At 52.8% G+C, this 15,458-nt stretch carries 12 protein-coding genes and 1 CRISPR repeat array; of the genes, 10 read left to right on the forward strand and 2 right to left on the reverse strand.

The window, feature by feature from the left end; all coding sequences use genetic code 11:
* Positions 1-38: 38 nt before the first annotated feature.
* Both G5149_RS00810 and G5149_RS00815 read right to left on the reverse strand, forming a co-directional pair.
* Positions 39-713: a vWA domain-containing protein gene (locus tag G5149_RS00810; RefSeq protein ID WP_088869012.1), complete on the reverse strand. Its 675-nt coding sequence runs from the start codon at positions 711-713 to the stop codon at positions 39-41.
* Between the two features lie 321 nt (positions 714-1,034).
* Positions 1,035-1,794: a CRISPR direct-repeat array (repeat unit 38 nt; unit sequence GTCCTACTGGACTACGCCCTGACTAAAGGGATTAAGAC).
* A gap of 232 nt (positions 1,795-2,026) precedes the next feature.
* A complete protein-coding gene (locus G5149_RS00815; RefSeq protein ID WP_421211142.1) occupies positions 2,027-3,136 on the reverse strand; it encodes a hypothetical protein in 1,110 nt (369 codons plus the stop codon).
* A 306-nt stretch (positions 3,137-3,442) separates the two neighbouring features.
* Between G5149_RS00815 and G5149_RS00820 the strand changes: the two genes are divergently transcribed.
* The 10 genes from G5149_RS00820 (at position 3,443) to csm6 (ending at position 15,442) form a co-directional block, all read left to right on the forward strand.
* Positions 3,443-5,176, forward strand: a complete 1,734-nt coding sequence (locus G5149_RS00820; protein ID WP_421211144.1) for a Cas10/Cmr2 second palm domain-containing protein — start codon at positions 3,443-3,445, stop codon at positions 5,174-5,176.
* Entirely contained in the window at positions 5,173-5,760 is a 588-nt protein-coding gene (locus G5149_RS00825) for an RAMP superfamily CRISPR-associated protein (protein ID WP_088869015.1), read from the forward strand. The genes G5149_RS00820 and G5149_RS00825 overlap by 4 nt, the downstream gene beginning before the upstream one ends.
* A 3-nt stretch (positions 5,761-5,763) precedes the next feature.
* Complete coding sequence (locus G5149_RS00830; RefSeq protein WP_421211146.1) at positions 5,764-7,398, forward strand: hypothetical protein; 1,635 nt, start codon at positions 5,764-5,766, stop codon at positions 7,396-7,398.
* Entirely contained in the window at positions 7,395-8,795 is a 1,401-nt protein-coding gene (locus tag G5149_RS00835) for an RAMP superfamily CRISPR-associated protein (protein ID WP_320655037.1), read from the forward strand. The genes G5149_RS00830 and G5149_RS00835 overlap by 4 nt, the downstream gene beginning before the upstream one ends.
* A gap of 6 nt (positions 8,796-8,801) precedes the next feature.
* Positions 8,802-9,335 (forward strand): hypothetical protein, encoded by a 534-nt coding sequence (locus G5149_RS00840; protein WP_088869018.1) that lies wholly within the window; start codon positions 8,802-8,804, stop codon positions 9,333-9,335.
* Entirely contained in the window at positions 9,335-11,632 is a 2,298-nt protein-coding gene (locus tag G5149_RS00845) for a TIGR03986 family CRISPR-associated RAMP protein (RefSeq protein ID WP_421211148.1), read from the forward strand. Before G5149_RS00840 ends, G5149_RS00845 begins: the two co-directional genes overlap by 1 nt.
* A complete protein-coding gene (gene cas6, locus G5149_RS00850; protein WP_408744844.1) occupies positions 11,632-12,504 on the forward strand; it encodes a CRISPR system precrRNA processing endoribonuclease RAMP protein Cas6 in 873 nt (290 codons plus the stop codon). Before G5149_RS00845 ends, cas6 begins: the two co-directional genes overlap by 1 nt.
* A 75-nt stretch (positions 12,505-12,579) precedes the next feature.
* Complete coding sequence (locus tag G5149_RS00855; protein WP_408744843.1) at positions 12,580-13,803, forward strand: Card1-like endonuclease domain-containing protein; 1,224 nt, start codon at positions 12,580-12,582, stop codon at positions 13,801-13,803.
* A gap of 11 nt (positions 13,804-13,814) precedes the next feature.
* Positions 13,815-14,105, forward strand: coding sequence for a CRISPR-associated protein Csx16 (gene csx16, locus G5149_RS00860; protein ID WP_088869022.1), 291 nt, complete (start codon positions 13,815-13,817; stop codon positions 14,103-14,105).
* A gap of 26 nt (positions 14,106-14,131) precedes the next feature.
* On the forward strand, positions 14,132-15,442 hold the full coding sequence (gene csm6, locus G5149_RS00865; protein WP_421211151.1) for a CRISPR-associated ring nuclease Csm6: 1,311 nt from the start codon (positions 14,132-14,134) through the stop codon (positions 15,440-15,442).
* Positions 15,443-15,458: the final 16 nt, after the last annotated feature.

Genomic DNA, 15,458 nt, shown 5'->3' on the forward strand with positions numbered 1-15,458 from the left:
CTTGCGCCCCATGCAACGCATGCTCTACCGGTCTCCTGTTACACATCGATACTGTCCCAACCTGAGGTGGCAGGCAGTTGCACCTTGTCACCGGGGATAGATGCGCTCACCCGCTGCATGCTTTGGGAGAGCCACATAAAAAACTCGGTAAAGCGCAATCCGGCCAAACGCTTGGGTGGCAACAGGGCGCAACGCGACAGCTCACCGATATCCGCCTCGGCACCGATGGCCACACAGAGCACCACCATCTTCTTCGCCTGGGCCAGCGCCCTGAGCTCAGCCGCCCGTACCGGCCAACCACTGTCAGTGGGCACCCCGTCACTCATGATCACCATCCACGGCTGGTAATAGCTCACCCCTGCCTGTTGATAAGCCTGCTTGCGCTGCGCCAATCGTTCGATGCCGAGGGCAATCGCCTCTCCCAGTGGCGTCACTCCATCAGCCACCAGGGCCGGGCGAGAATCGAATTCGGCGACCGAGGCCAATGGCTGAAGCTCCTGTACCTGGCCCCCAAAGCTGATAATCCCCAGCTCCACCGAACTGGCGGCCACCTCATCGCCCTGCAGCTCGGCGATAAATTGCCCGACCCCATCCCCCAGCTCGGCAATAGGGCGTCCCTGCATCGACCCGGAGGTGTCGAGCAGCAACATACAGGGGCAACGCGGGGCGGGGTTGGTGAGCAGACTCTGCTCGAGATGGGCAAGTTCCATCATCTTCTCTCCTGTGACAAAGCCGGATTGGCTGACGGAAGAGATAATGACAGCGTTCAAAGGGAAACGGATTGACACCAACTGGTAAGAAAATGAGCTACCTAACACATGCAATGCGAAGCTGTCAATGCAAAACATTCTTGGATAATATTCCCCTACTTTAAAAAATAGGTGAATTTAAATATCCTATTAAATTAATACGTTAATAACGCATATCATAATCCTGGTCTGAAATATGCTTAAATGGCGTTTTTTTATCCCCAGACCTATTCACTGCAGTGGATAAGTTGCATCAATAAAAACAATGAGTTATAAAATGCTTCAGTCCTACTGGACTACGCCCTGACTAAAGGGATTAAGACGTTGTTTGCCATTTGAGTGGCATACCGGAATGTGAGTCCTACTGGACTACGCCCTGACTAAAGGGATTAAGACCATAGCCAGCAGTACGCATTGCGATTTCGTTGTTGGTCCTACTGGACTACGCCCTGACTAAAGGGATTAAGACGAGTATCCTCGGTGATGTTCCACTGACCGATGAAGTCCTACTGGACTACGCCCTGACTAAAGGGATTAAGACTTATCCTCCTTGCCGGACGACAGGTAGGGATTGCGTCCTACTGGACTACGCCCTGACTAAAGGGATTAAGACGTAAACGGTTTTGTATTCACCGCCTTCGCAGACCGTCCTACTGGACTACGCCCTGACTAAAGGGATTAAGACACCAGAGGTCTGCTCGGTGTAGGTCAGCATCATGTCCTACTGGACTACGCCCTGACTAAAGGGATTAAGACGGAACGGGTACGGGAGTTGTGGCGACGGGATTCGCGTCCTACTGGACTACGCCCTGACTAAAGGGATTAAGACTTGATACTTCTTTGCATCGCACGGCACGTTAAGGTCCTACTGGACTACGCCCTGACTAAAGGGATTAAGACCCAACATAGCGGCCGTTGATGAACCCGTAGTACTGGTCCTACTGGACTACGCCCTGACTAAAGGGATTAAGACCCTTATTTACTTGCAAGTAAAAGATAGTGTTTGAGTCCTACTGGACTACGCCCTGACTAAAGGGATTGGCTGATTGGCAAAAGCAAAACGCCCCACCCGGTGATCACCGGGTGGGGCGTTTTGCTATTCAGCGGCTATCTAAATAACTGATCCTAATAGTGCTACATCTTGCCGGAAGCCTTGTGGCGTAAGGCATTTGTGCAATCTGGCGAGAAAGCCTGAAGTGACAAGGCTTAGCGCACGATGCGTGCTCCATGTCACTTGTAGAAGCTGTACGAGCGCAGTGATCTACTATTCGGAACAGCTATTTAGCGTGGGGCGGGCTGGCCACCTTGGCCTGCGCCGGCCACAGTTCATCGCTGAGATGGCCCTGATGGATACTCCAGCCATACTGTCGCAACCGGGTCGCCAGCTCGCTCAGGGGCACCCGCCCGGCGGGTTGGGTCACACCAACACCGAAGGTCTGCATAAAGATGGTTTTGAGCTGGTAAGAGAGATGGCTCCACCAGTTATACCAGGGACCCAGCGGCACCGCCCCCTGACTGCCGGGCCGGATCGACTGGCCATAGGGGAAGTGGCCCTGACGGATATTGTCGGCCACCCGACTCCCCCCCACATGTTCGAAGGGATGACGCCCACTCATCAGCACCATAAACACCAGCACGGTGAGCGAGAAAGTGTCGCTCTCTGGTGTACGCCGCACCGAGGCGAGATCCTGACCCTGATGTTCCGGGGGGATCATGCTCTCCTCCCCCACCGGACAGGGGTAACGGGTGTTATCCAGCGTCAGTTGAAAACTGTCACAATCGATCAGCCAGAAGCGACCATTGGCCATATCAAGCAAAAAGTTGTCCAGATTGATATCCCCCAAACAGATCTGATGACGATGCAGCACCCTGACTGTCTCTATCAGATCGCACAACGCAGTGGCCAGCAGGGCACGCCCCAGACCGGGAAAGTCGCGCCGCACCAGTGCCGGATTGCGAAAACCACGGATGGGCCGCCCCTGCGCCCGTCGCATGGCATACCCCAGCCAGTTCCCCTGGCTATCAAACACCGCTAACTGGGGCCAGGCGAGCGGTAACTGGCTCAGCTCGGGAATGCGCTGGCGCAAGATGATCGCCGCCTCTATTTTCGCCTGCAACCTGCCCCCAGATTGTGCCAACCGGGCCGGATGGTAGAGCTTCACCAGCACATCGGGCCTGCCTGCCAGCGGATAGACACTTCCCTCCCCGCCACTGGCCAGCAGCGGACCCAGCGCAACCGCTCTGCCGGTGGCATCGAATACCTGCCGGTGCAACCCTTGTTCACGGTTCGCCACCCTGGTGGGTAATGCCACCCGAGCCTGCTGCTTGCCCGATATCGGCCTATCCAGTGCCCCCAGTATCTGATTGAGCCAGCCCTGTGTATCCATCTCTCACCTCGTTGCATTAGATGAAAGGACTTTAGCAATCACTCGACAACCATTATGAGTGACCAATTAGTCAGAAGATTGATTGACAGACATGATCGTAGGATTGGAAACACGATGCCATTAAATGGGCCAAGAACTGATTCACTTTCCAATTTCGTGATGTTCCGCTCAGATTGATCAACTCCGACTGGATGTGTTGGTCAAAAACTTTACAAATTAATTAGTTAGATTAAAAATGGCCGCATTTGAATATTGCAAATCTCTTCAGGTTTCGGCCCTGCTTAATGGAACTCTATAGGATGCCTCATGTTCACTTATCTCTTCGAAGCCAAATCGATACAGTCCTACCTGTTCCGGTCAGGTAAGTTAAAAGATGTAATTTCAGCCAGCGAGCGGTTGGATCGTCTAATTGATAATCACCCAACCTCCGTTCTGGCTCACGTTATCGAACAGTGTGGCCTTGAGTCAGATCTGCTGGTCCCACCTAGCACACAACACGATGAGCAAATCCATTTTGTACGCTGTAAAGGGGGGGCCTTTTATGCGTGGTGTCACAGTAAAGCCCCGCTGTTACAGCTGCGAAGCCTCTGGACGCTGACTGTCCAACAACTGTTTCCTGGCCTGACGTTTTGTGATGCGTTGTGTGAAGACGCTTCTTTACAGAACGCCTTACAACTAGGGCATGTGGCACTGGCAGCGGCACGTAATTTACCGCGCCCTCACTATCCGCTCAGTACTGCGCCTTGCGTTGCCTCACCACGTACCGGATTAGCGGCAGTGCCTCTTTCGACTGCGGCACGGCGCGAAATTGCGCCACAGGCTAATGAAAGTGAACAGCACATTGATCTCGATACTGAATTGCATCGGCAGTGCTATCGCTTTCTAAGATTACGTGACTCACTGTTACTGCAAAAATTCAGTACCAATATCGATCTCCCCGCCGATCTGCAATTTCCTCTGGATACCAGCGCTTTTTACAATGCGCACACCGAACAAACCGAGGATGCCGATTTGCGCGATCTGGCCCTGATTCATATTGATGGTAACGGCCTTGGTAAACAGTTAAGAGCTCTGCGCAAGGCCCTTGAAAATCAGCCAGATGATGTATTTTCTACGGCATTTCGCCAATTTTCAGATGCATTAGCTAAGGCCACAGAGCTTGCCGCGGCAGAAGCCACGCTATGGCTCTATCAAACACAGCTAAAAAAAGCATCTGTCACATACCTCGCTATGCGCCCATTGGTGCTAGGGGGCGATGATATTACGCTGCTGTGCCGCGCGGATTTAGCCTTAGGTTATGCCACGCGTTTTTGCCGCGCTTTCCGTAAGTACTCTGCAGAACAACTCAAAGGTCTACATACTCGCTACCTTAAAGGCAGCGCTGATTTGCTGCCTTACTTGACCGCCAGTGGCGGCATTTTGTACCACAAAGCCAATCACCCTTTCATGCTGTGCCATCACTTGGTTGAAGGGCTATGCAGTGAAGCTAAAACCGTGACCAAAGCAACCCCTACTGTACTACCGGCTTCGTTGAGTTTTTATCGCATCAGTAAAGCACTGGCAGAAGATATTCGCGTATTGCGTGGGCAATCTCAGCAATGGCTCTGGAAAGGTAAGCCGCTACAAGGTGCGCTGCCAGGTTATCTGATCACTGACAACGAAGATCAATTTAACTCCAGTTTAGCGGGGCCATCATTAATTGAACTTGAGCGTATGCGTCAGTTCTTGAGCCAAAAAGTGAAGAGTAACGCGCCGTTGCCGTTGTCTATCAACAAATTCCGGCAAATGGCCACAGAGCTAAGTCGCGATAACAGTGATGAAGCCATGCGGATCTATGATCGCGCCCTGAGCCAACTCACGCCGACTCAGCGCATCGAGTGGGATAAACACTTGGTGTCATTGATGCCTGCAGCGCAGCACGCAGAGCCAAACTGGTTCTGGTCTCAAACCGATGATATGGGTGAAACCCGATATCACAGCTGGATTGTCGATTTACTGGTTTATGAACACTTCATGCCAGAGCAGGAGGGTTGCCAATGAGTTCGCTGCATTTTTGCCTCAAATTTGATCTGCGCAGTGAATGGCATGTGGGTACCGGCCGTGAAGGGGGTGCTTATGCCGATAGTTTGGTCTTAAAAGACCAGCACGCCCTGCCGGTACTCAGTGGAAAAAGTATCAAAGGGCTATTGCGCCAAGCCTTTCGTGAAGCCTCTGAGCTGCAATGGCTTGAAGGTGCCGATACTCACACCTTAACGCAACTGTTTGGTTGCGAAGGTACACACGCACAAGCCCAAGGGGCGCTGCGCATCAGCAGTGCCACATTAAGCCCCACCGAAATCTCCTATTTCAACGCAAATCCAAAAGATAAAGAGCACCTTTATTTAGTGCGCCACGCCACCGCAATTGATAGCCACACGGGTGCGGCTAAAGAGGGGTCATTACGAGCAATGGAAACCGTCGTACCGTTAGCTCTGCATGCCCATCTCGAGCTCAATACCACCTCTGCAGAAATACAGCAGCAGTTTGCACATTGGCTTTCTAGTGTGCTTCCGCTGATTAATTCCGTCGGGGGGAAACGCCGTCGTGGCCTCGGTGATGTGATTGTGACTGTAGAGGAGCAATAACTGATGCGTATTTTTTATACCCTAACCACGCTCGAACCTGTGATCATTAGCCGCAGCTCTGCAACCACACAGCACCAAACGTTGGATCATATTCCGGGTAGTGCATTACTCGGCGCGGTGGCCAGTAAACTGTATCCACAACTGAGCACAGAAGACGCGTTTACCTTGTTTCACTCCGGTGAATGCCGTTTTTCCCCCGCCTACCCTGTGGTAACCGGCCCAGATAACCCACAATACGGTGAAATTGCCCTACCGGCTCCCGCCAGTTGGCATACCCCAAAAGGGGAGAAAAACGCGCTAACCAACCATGCGGCTCGCCGCTTTGCGCGTAATGAATTAATCCAATACCAGCAAATCCGCCAAGGTTTTATCTCTTCGGCGCGGACCTTACAGTACGCTGCGGATATCCGCACCGGCCTGACCGCCCGCACGGCACTAGACAGTGACACTCAGCGCGCTAAAGAAGGGCAACTGTTTCAATATGCCTTCATTCAGGCTGAACAAACATTTGCCGGCTGGGTTGATTGTGCAGAGCCTGCGCTTGCGGCATTGCTCGAGCAAACTCTGCACGGCGAGTTCGTTTTAGGGCGATCACGAAACAGTGAGTTTGGTAAAGTCAGCCTGAGCCTGTACCAACCACAAACACAGCCTCAACCAACGGCGGCTCGCGGTAACGAGTTGGTGATCTGGTGTTTAAGTGATGTAGCTTGTTTAGATGCCTTGGGCCAACCAACCCTCACCCCAAGTGCACAAGATTTACACCCTGAGCTGTGTGGCGAGCTCGACCCAACACGTACCTTTATTCGTAGTCGCCGTGTCCGCCGCTTTAACCGCGCACGAGGTGGATTAAATAGCGAACAACTATTAATTGCAGCCGGTAGCGTACTGACTTACCAGTTACAAGATGCGCCAACAGAGCAGGCGCTACAAGCCTTAACGGAGCAAGGTTGTGGCTTCGCCAGAGAGCAAGGCTTAGGCTGGGTCATGATTAACCCCGCATGGGCAAACCAAGTAACACCTGGTACTGGAGCTAGCGAATTGTTTACGCCGTTTGCCGTGACATTGCCACAGCCGACCGCTCTACATGAAACGCCGACCAACCACGCAACATCTAGCCCACTGCTGGCATGGGTGCAAAGCAAGCAGGCAAAGCAAACTCGCACTATTGAACGCAAAACGCGTTGCCAATCCATGCACCACCACATTGCCGATGCATACCAGACTCTGCGCCGCTATCACCGCACACCACCGGCTTATCAGGCCGGACCTAGCAGCAGCCAGTGGCGTCGTTTAGCCGATCTTGCTCGCTCATCGCATGCCGACCGAGCCCAGCACCACGGCATTCTCGATTGGAGACGTGCTGTCTTTGAGTCAGAAAGTGCCATCTGTAAAACCACCAACGATCCGAGCGGTTGGGGTATCGAATGGCCAGAAGGTGATCGATTAGTCACCTTTGCACAACAGTTTGATGCGGCCGTAACGCGTCACCAACTGGATCTTGATGATCTGCGTTTACTGCTTGAAGAGTTATGCCGTTACGATCTGTCAACTGATGACGGTCTGCGCGCCTACCGTAAAAAATATGCGGCCAACAATGCTACCCATAATGCAGACAACCAGCAGGAGGCCGGACAATGAAACGTCTTTGGTTAGCCAGACTACTTTTTGAAACCCGCTCGCCGCTTGCTATCCATTCTGGTGACCGCGATACCGGATTTGATCAACAATTAGTGCGTGATGCCAACGGGCTGCCCTATATTCCTGCCACCAGCTTCGTCGGCGTATGGCGTCAAAAAGCCACACAACAGTTGGGCACATCACCCACGCTGGGTCAGTCCATTGCCGATTACTGGTTTGGCACTACCGATAATGAATCCGCACAGCTTTCGGTACATCACGGCTTGTTACTGAACAGCCAAGGTAAACCGGTTCAAGGTTTGATGACCGAGCAAGATATTCATCAAGACCCTCTACTTAGCCGCTTATACCAAGCCAACCCGTTACACCGTGAACGCGTTCGGATCAACGATAGAGGCTGCGCTGCGGATAAAGGAAAATTTGATACCGTATTACTGCCGCGCGGATTACGTTTTGTCGTCGATATTCGTTGGATGCAATGTGATGAGTCACCCGAGCGTGAAGCACAGTGGCATGCATTACTGGCGCTGTTAGCCGATCCGGCCTTTGCACTCGGCGCATCAACCCGCAATGGGTTAGGCAAATTAGGCTTAGTCAGCAGTGAGATCACGCCACTGACATTGCAAGGCCAGCCACAGGCGGGCGCACAAATGCTGCGTTTTGCCCAGCGCGATACCTTACCGCAAGGCCAAGCTCTGCCCCCCTCAGAGGCCACACCTTTTGCTCGCCTCGGCGTGACGGCACTCGGCGGCTGGCGTGCGGGAAGTGGTGCTCGCCCAATCGGGAATGATACCACTGAACATACGGATACCTTCACGTTCACTGAAAGTGCCATTCAATGGCAAAAACAGCACGCCACTTGGTGCGATAAGCCTCAAGCTGTGCTCTGTGGTAGCACTATTAAAGGTATTCTCGCGCACCGTACCGCGTATAACTTGCGCCGACTTAACGGTGACTTTGCCGAACAGCTTACCGAAACCGATAGCAAGAGCTGGGAAAACCGCCCAGCAGCACTGGCTGAATTGTTTGGTAGCGAAGATAGCGATGCACCCTTAGCGGGCCGACTAATTGTGGATGACTGCGTGATTTTGCAACCACATCCCCTGCATCGCACGCATACCAGCATTGATCGCTTTACCGGTGGGGTTCGTCAGGGCCGATTATTCAGTGAAGAGATTTTGTGGCAACCGGAAATAACGCTGACATTGCACGTACTGCCGGGCAAACCGTTATCTGCGAAGGTACAACAAGCCTTCGAGGAAACGCTCAACGACCTCAAAGAGGGCTTATTGCCATTAGGCGCAGCCAGTGGGCGAGGCTTATCTCTGGTGATGCATCAGCCACATCAACCGTGGGACATCGACTTTGCGCAATTAACTGGCAGCGGCAAGGAGTAAATACACATGCAAGCAGCATCCTCATTGAAAACCTATAACTCGCTCGCGCAATGCAGCCAACAGCAACCGGAAGTTCTCGGTTGCCAACTGCCTACGCTCATCAGCGGGCATCTGCAAATTGAAAGTCGCCGTGGCCAACGTGAAGAGTTAAACGCCTTATTGGCACAATGGCCGCAGGCTGAAGGTTGGTATCAAACCGCCAGCCAATTAGCTCTGGGCTTACCCACCCACACGGCAGATCTGCTAGAAGGCCAATGGCACCAAAACGGAAACAGCCTGCATATTCAGCACGAGCACGGCACAACCTATCGAATCACCTTGTTGAATAGCCTTGATTGTAATGGCAATAGCCATGGCAACAGCACCCTCATTCAAGCTTACCGTGAGCAACGTCTGGTATTACGCCAAGATCTGCCACACGCCCAAGGCCGAGAGCTGGTCTACCGTCTGTGGTGGCAGCAAGGACAAACCGCCACAACAGAAGGCCTGTGGCAACCGCTGGTGCAACAGTTTGCCGGCTTTGCGCAAGGAGATAAGTAATGACGCAGGTTCATGCCCCTTACCACTTTGTTCCGTTATCACAGTGGGTTTACTCACCGGACTGGGCACATCAGGTCAGCCATGACCATCCTCTGCAAGACGGTGTTGATGGCATTATCGAATTCGATCTGACTAACCTGACCCCACTTTTGGTGGGTGCAGGCAGTGATCGCACGCGTGAACATCATCCGGCCCATGTCCACTGGGCGCGCGATCCTCAGGGTAATCCTATTATCCCTGGCAGTAGCCTTAAAGGCATGCTGCGTAATGTTTTGGAAATTGCCAGTTTTGCCAAGTTTAGCGAAACCGACGATCCTCAATTTTCGTTTCGTGATATCTCTAACGCAGAAACAGCCTACAGCAAAACGCTACAAGACTCCGATCTGCAAGCTGGCTGGCTAAAATACAGTGCAGAAAGCAAGGCATGGTTGTTCACTCCTTGTCAGCATACGGTGCTCTTTAGCGATGATATTGAACGCTTCACCAAAGTAAAAATCCCCAATGACAGTCACCTTGGTGCATTGGAAAAATACCAAAAGTTCCAGAAAAACTGGCCAACCCACACTCTGCCCTTTAGTTTGAGCGAACGTACGCTACGTGGAACGAAAGGCAAACCGGTTACCGTGGCCTGCGCCAAATTAGAACGCACCGCAGAGCTAGAAGGTTATCCGGTTTTTGTTGGCTATCGCCCAGGTAAAAAAGAGTATCAAAATGAACGGCTGAACTTTCACTACCTGTTCTACCGTGCAGAAAACGAAAGCCAGCGTTGGGATTCGGAAGAAGACACCTTACGCATTAGCCGTATGTTTGCCGCTCACAATGAACAATTAGTGAACTACCTCAAACACAGTGCCTACCCGAGCATGGGGATCCCACTTTTTGTGCGCAAGCATAAGCAAAGCGGGAAAATACTGGCCACAGGATTGGCAAAAATGCCGCGCATGCCATACGAAAAGAGTGTGGGTGATTTACTCTTGCAGCAACAAAAAGCCCTCAATAGCGCCAGCATTTTTGACCTGCCAGGGCTGATGTTTGGCACCTTATCGCACTCCGGCTTCTCATTAAAAAGCCGCGTCGCCATTGGCGATGCACTCTGCCGAGAAAATAAGGGCACAGCCACATCGACGCCGGTGATTTTAGGGCAACCGAGAGCCAGTTATCTGAATGCGTATCTGGAGCAAAGCCAGCAACAAGATCAGGTCAGTGAGCTAAAAGACTATACAACAGGCAACAAAATTGCCGGTTGGAAACGCTATCCGGCTCAAAACGCGTTCAATGCACATCTTCCTGCTGATTTACAAAATAAAACCAGCGTACAAAGCACGCTAGAGTTGATGCAACCGGGCAGCCGCTTCACAGGGCGCATTGTGTTTCATAATCTCAACCCTGTAGAGCTCGGTGCACTGCTTTGGGCCATTACCCCAACACGCAATGAGCAAGATATTGCGCGTTTCTGTCATGGTTTGGGGCATGGTAAATCATTGGGGGCAGGCGCAGTGCAACTCACTGCCCGTTTAGCGCGTACACGTGGTCTTGAGAGCCACCATACTGTCGAAAGCTTGCGTAGCCTCTTTGTTGAGCATATGAATCAGGTATACCCTTCAGCCACAAAATGGCAAGACAGCCCACAAGTGCGCCATTTACTGGCCTTTGGTGACAAACAGGATAACGAAGGTAAAAACCTCACCTACATGCCATTAACGAGCGGTAAATTCAGTGATGCGATGTCATACACTGACTCGCAAAAAGGCCGTATTAAATCTCTGTTACCGGCATGGCAACAAAACGGGGAAAAACTCAATCGTAGTGAGTCGTTAACTAACCCGGTAACGCTGATCGGTCAAGGCCGTTTAGCCGCATTGCTACAAGCCCTGCCACAAGACGAATTGTCTCAATTCGAAAAAGAGAGCCTAGCGCAAATGCAACAAGCGCAAGCGCACGCTAAAGAGCAAGCCTTGTTTGATGCAGCGTCAGAGCCTTTTCAAATCTGTTTACGTTTACAAAAACGTTTAGAACCTTATAAAGGCCAAACCACGCAAGATGCCAACAACCAGCGAGAGGGGGCCGCGGGCGAGATTGACCGCCTGCTGGATATGGTAAGCAACGATAGCAACGTTAGCCCCCATGAATGGAAACATATCCTAGCTTTTGCGCTGGATATGGTTTTTAGCGGCTATTTCGATACCACAGTGAAACCAAAAGAGCTCAGCAAGAAAGCAAAAGAAAAATATCTCCTGCGAAAGCAGCGATTGACTACCTTGCAGCAACGGTTTTGTGCCACTGAGGTGCTGGCTTGATGTTGCCTCAAGAGATCTATGAAGTCACCGAGCGGTTTTCCTATCTCAGATTACGTTTCTATATTCGCCTGCAACAGGATGGCCGCCTCCCCCCTTTCAAGGGGTCACTTTGGCATGGCTGGCTGGGTCATATGATAAAGGGGGCCCCCCCCCTTTATCAGCTTTTGTACGGCAATCATGCCGTTCAACAGCCCAAACCCTACCAAATCCAAACAGATGGCAATCGGCAAGAACTGTGGCAACAAGACGATATTGTCTCATTTGATCTGGTCTTGTTGGGGGCTGCATGTCAGGCAGCAGAACAGCTGGTCGCCTGCCTCGGCCGTTCACCATGCCTGCCACTGGGAGCACAAAAGATCCCGGTCACCATTCACAGTATCGCGACAGTCACTCCCTTTGGTCTTCACCCTGGCATCCACATTGGGCAACTGTATCACTGGTTGCAACCACAGCCGGTTTCAATCTGGCATGAAGTAGCTCTGCAACTGGAGAGTCCATTGCGGATGAAATATCAGGGCAACATTGTCAAAAAAATCCCTCTACCATTGCCATTTTTACTCGAACAGATCGCTCGTCGCTTGGCTTTACTCACCCACTACTGGGTGGATGAAAGTGAACATCTGCTATCCACCATACCACTGGCTATCCCCTCACTGGGTGAGTATCAGCAACAAGGCACCTGTGTTCGTTTTGAAGATTGGCAGCGCTTCTCGGTACGCCAAGGCGAACAACTTCCTTTTGGGGGTCTTATTGGTCAACTCTGTTATCAAGGCGACATTGCGCCTGCAATACCTTGGTTACAAATCGGCCAACAGCTCCAGATTGGTGGCAAAACCACATTTGGACTCGGGTGCTATCGCTTAATCGCCTGATCCCACCAATTGGCCAGCGCCAGCAAGAAGGTTAGCTGGCGCATAATGGCAACCATTCAAGCTCAAGGAGTTCCCATGCAGACTATCCATATCAATCTGGTCTCCGATCAGTTGCTGCCCAATCTGATCCCGGCCTTTGCCGATAAAGAGTGCCGGGGAGTCGTGCTGGTACTGGGCGACAATACCCTGCACAACAAAGCAGACAACCTGACCCGACTCTATCAGGGACATGGACTACCGACCCTCAGGATCAGTGAAGGACGTAGCAGCCACCGCCCGGTACAACTGCAACAGCAAGCCAGGGAGCTAATCGACTGGTTGGCAACCCACCACGGCGACAAACGCTGGATACTGAACGCTACCTGTGGCACCAAGCCGATGGCGCTGGTCTTTGCCAACGCCTTCAACCGCTTTAACAGCGAGCATCCCGAGAGCGCCAGCGGCGGCATTCCCCGCGCCCTGATCTTCTATACCGACAGCCAAAACCGTGAAATCCAGCTGCTCAACGACGGGGTCGATTACGCCCTGAAATGGCAAGCAGTGCTCTCTATGGACGAGATGCTGGCCGCCAACGGGTTTGAACGCCAAACCTGGATAGGCCCGCACAATGATAACGAGATCCGGGCTCGCGCCGAGCTGACCCGTTATCTGGGCAAACAATTTCAACGGGAATGCCGCTACTTTATTGGCCCTTTGCAAGGTGCCGCTCACAAGGCGGTGGATCTGCACGACTGCCAGGCTGAACTGGATAAAACCCCCAATAAAGATGCTGAAGCACTCTGCTTAAGATTGCAGCAAGAGGGCTTGTTACGGTGGTCTGCTGCTCACAACAAATTCCTGCAATTTACCAGCAAAGACGCTTGCCGCTATCTGGCCGGACGCTGGCTCGAGGAGCTGACCTACCTCACCGCACAGGAGTGCGGCTTTAGCGAGGTGGCCATGAGTGTCGAAGGTGAGTGGCAGACCGAAGCGCTCCGGCAACAGAGTATTCGCGGTAAAAACAACGAATTCGATGTGCTGATCTGTCACAACAACCAGCTGCTCACCATCGAATGCAAGGCCAAGTACTGGGGAGATAAACAGCAGGGAGAGAGCACCAATCAGGATGTGGTACTCAAGCTCGAGAGCCTGGGACGCAAACTGGGGGGACTGTTTGGCGAGCGCCTGCTGATCAGCGCCCGCCCCTTGCCGGACGAGATGGTACAGCGAGCAAAGGATAACCGTATCGAAATCTGCGACAGGGCGGATGGCCAGGCAATCCACACCACCTTGCAGAGCTACTTCAACAAGATGCAATAAGCGGGGGCGTCATGAACTACCTTGTCAGCCGTCATCCCGGCGCCATCGCATGGTGCCAACGCCAGCCGCTGGCCATCGATGCCATCTTGCCCCACCTCGATCCGGCACTTATCTGTGCCGGCGATCGGGTGATCGGAACACTGCCGCTCCCCATGGTGGCAGAGGTACAGCGACGTGGCGCCCGCTATCTGCACTTGTCGGTGCCCGTTCCCCCTGAGCTGCGGGGTCAGGAACTGAGTGCAGATCAACTGGAACAACTGGGTGCTTCATTGACCGAATATCAGGTTGAGGCACTGCTTTGAATATCCCGACTCATCAAGGAATCGCTATGGAACACATACTGCTGGCCGTTTCGGGCATGACCCCGCAAATCATCACCGAGACCCTCTATGGTATCTACCGCCAGGATCCCGCCAAATATCCCTCACGCATCGAGGTGATTACAACCGGCGAGGGGCGCGAGCGGCTGGTCAAAAATCTGTTGGGTGATGACAATCCACTGACCCGACTGCAACAGGACTACCAACTGCCACCGCTTATTTTTACCTTGGCCGACATCAAGGTGCCTTGCGGTGACGATGGTCTGCCCCTCGAGGATGTACGCAGCGAGCGCGAGCAGGAGATCATTACCGACTTCATCACCCGTCATGTTCGCACCCTCACCGCCGATCCGGATCTGGCAATTCACGCCTCGCTGGCCGGTGGCCGCAAAACTATGGGCTTTGCTCTGGGTTATGCCATGAGCCTTTTTGGTCGCCCGCAAGATTGCCTGAGCCATGTGCTGGTAAGCGAACCTTATGAGCGGGTGCCCGATTTTTACTACCCGACGCCGACCCCAGTCTGGCGCGCGGATGCCAAAAAAGAGGGAAAACATGACCTGAGTCAGGCCGAAGTGACCCTGGCAACCATCCCCTTGGTGCTGATGCGGGAGGAGATGCCAACCGACCTGATCCGCCGTGATGAGCTCAGCTACACCCAGACGGTGGATCGCATCAACCGGGCCAATGCCCTTACCTTTGAACGCGCCAGCGTCACCCTCGATTTTGAGCATATGAGCCTCTGGTGTGATGACATCGAAGTGCCCCTGAAACCGGACTGCTTTGCCTTCTATAGTTGGCTGGCCCAAGACAGCAAGGAGAACCCGGGCGAAGGGCTGGATGCACCGCGCGAAGGGATGAAAGAGCGAGAGCTTGACGGACGCCTGGCCGCCTTCTTCCGAGGGGCAATTCATCCCGCGACTCTGGTGGATGACAAGATCTCACTCGCAGATCTCTTTGAATTGGCCACTGATGCCGTCTCTCGCATGTGTCAAAGAGAAGCGGAGCGTTTTAACGCAGGCGATATACCCGATGCCAAGCGGGTATATCGCAGCAAATGGTTGCTGCAAGAAAACAGCACTACCCAATTTTTGTACACAGAACATCCCCAGCGCGATCTGGCGACCCTGCTCAAAAACCATAAAAACCTCTGGGTACGGCTGCAAAAAGATACCAATGAAGCGCTGACCCATGCGTTGGGACCCCGTCTCGCCAGCTACTACCAAATAGTCACTGTCAGCAGCATCAAGGAGAAGGGCCAACGTACCCCTTACGAATGCAAGGGGCTAAAACTGCAGCCTGACCATATTCACTTCCGGTAATCCCACCAACTGGTCA

The organism is Aeromonas sp. 600479 (assembly GCF_049175515.1).
Classification (GTDB): Bacteria; Pseudomonadota; Gammaproteobacteria; order Enterobacterales; family Aeromonadaceae; genus Aeromonas; species Aeromonas veronii_A.

Bases quoted from the DNA above. Each gene is read 5' to 3' on its own strand.
- G5149_RS00840 (WP_088869018.1), top strand. From the start codon at position 8,802: ATGCAAGCAGCATCCTCATTGAAAACCTATAACTCGCTCGCGCAATGC.
- G5149_RS00845 (WP_421211148.1), top strand. From the start codon at position 9,335: ATGACGCAGGTTCATGCCCCTTACCACTTTGTTCCGTTATCACAGTGG.
- G5149_RS00830 (WP_421211146.1), top strand. From the start codon at position 5,764: ATGCGTATTTTTTATACCCTAACCACGCTCGAACCTGTGATCATTAGC.
- G5149_RS00815 (WP_421211142.1), bottom strand. From the start codon at position 3,136: ATGGATACACAGGGCTGGCTCAATCAGATACTGGGGGCACTGGATAGG.
- cas6 (WP_408744844.1), top strand. From the start codon at position 11,632: ATGTTGCCTCAAGAGATCTATGAAGTCACCGAGCGGTTTTCCTATCTC.
- csm6 (WP_421211151.1), top strand. From the start codon at position 14,132: ATGGAACACATACTGCTGGCCGTTTCGGGCATGACCCCGCAAATCATC.
- csx16 (WP_088869022.1), top strand. From the start codon at position 13,815: ATGAACTACCTTGTCAGCCGTCATCCCGGCGCCATCGCATGGTGCCAA.
- G5149_RS00835 (WP_320655037.1), top strand. From the start codon at position 7,395: ATGAAACGTCTTTGGTTAGCCAGACTACTTTTTGAAACCCGCTCGCCG.
- G5149_RS00820 (WP_421211144.1), top strand. From the start codon at position 3,443: ATGTTCACTTATCTCTTCGAAGCCAAATCGATACAGTCCTACCTGTTC.
- G5149_RS00825 (WP_088869015.1), top strand. From the start codon at position 5,173: ATGAGTTCGCTGCATTTTTGCCTCAAATTTGATCTGCGCAGTGAATGG.
- G5149_RS00810 (WP_088869012.1), bottom strand. From the start codon at position 713: ATGATGGAACTTGCCCATCTCGAGCAGAGTCTGCTCACCAACCCCGCC.
- G5149_RS00855 (WP_408744843.1), top strand. From the start codon at position 12,580: ATGCAGACTATCCATATCAATCTGGTCTCCGATCAGTTGCTGCCCAAT.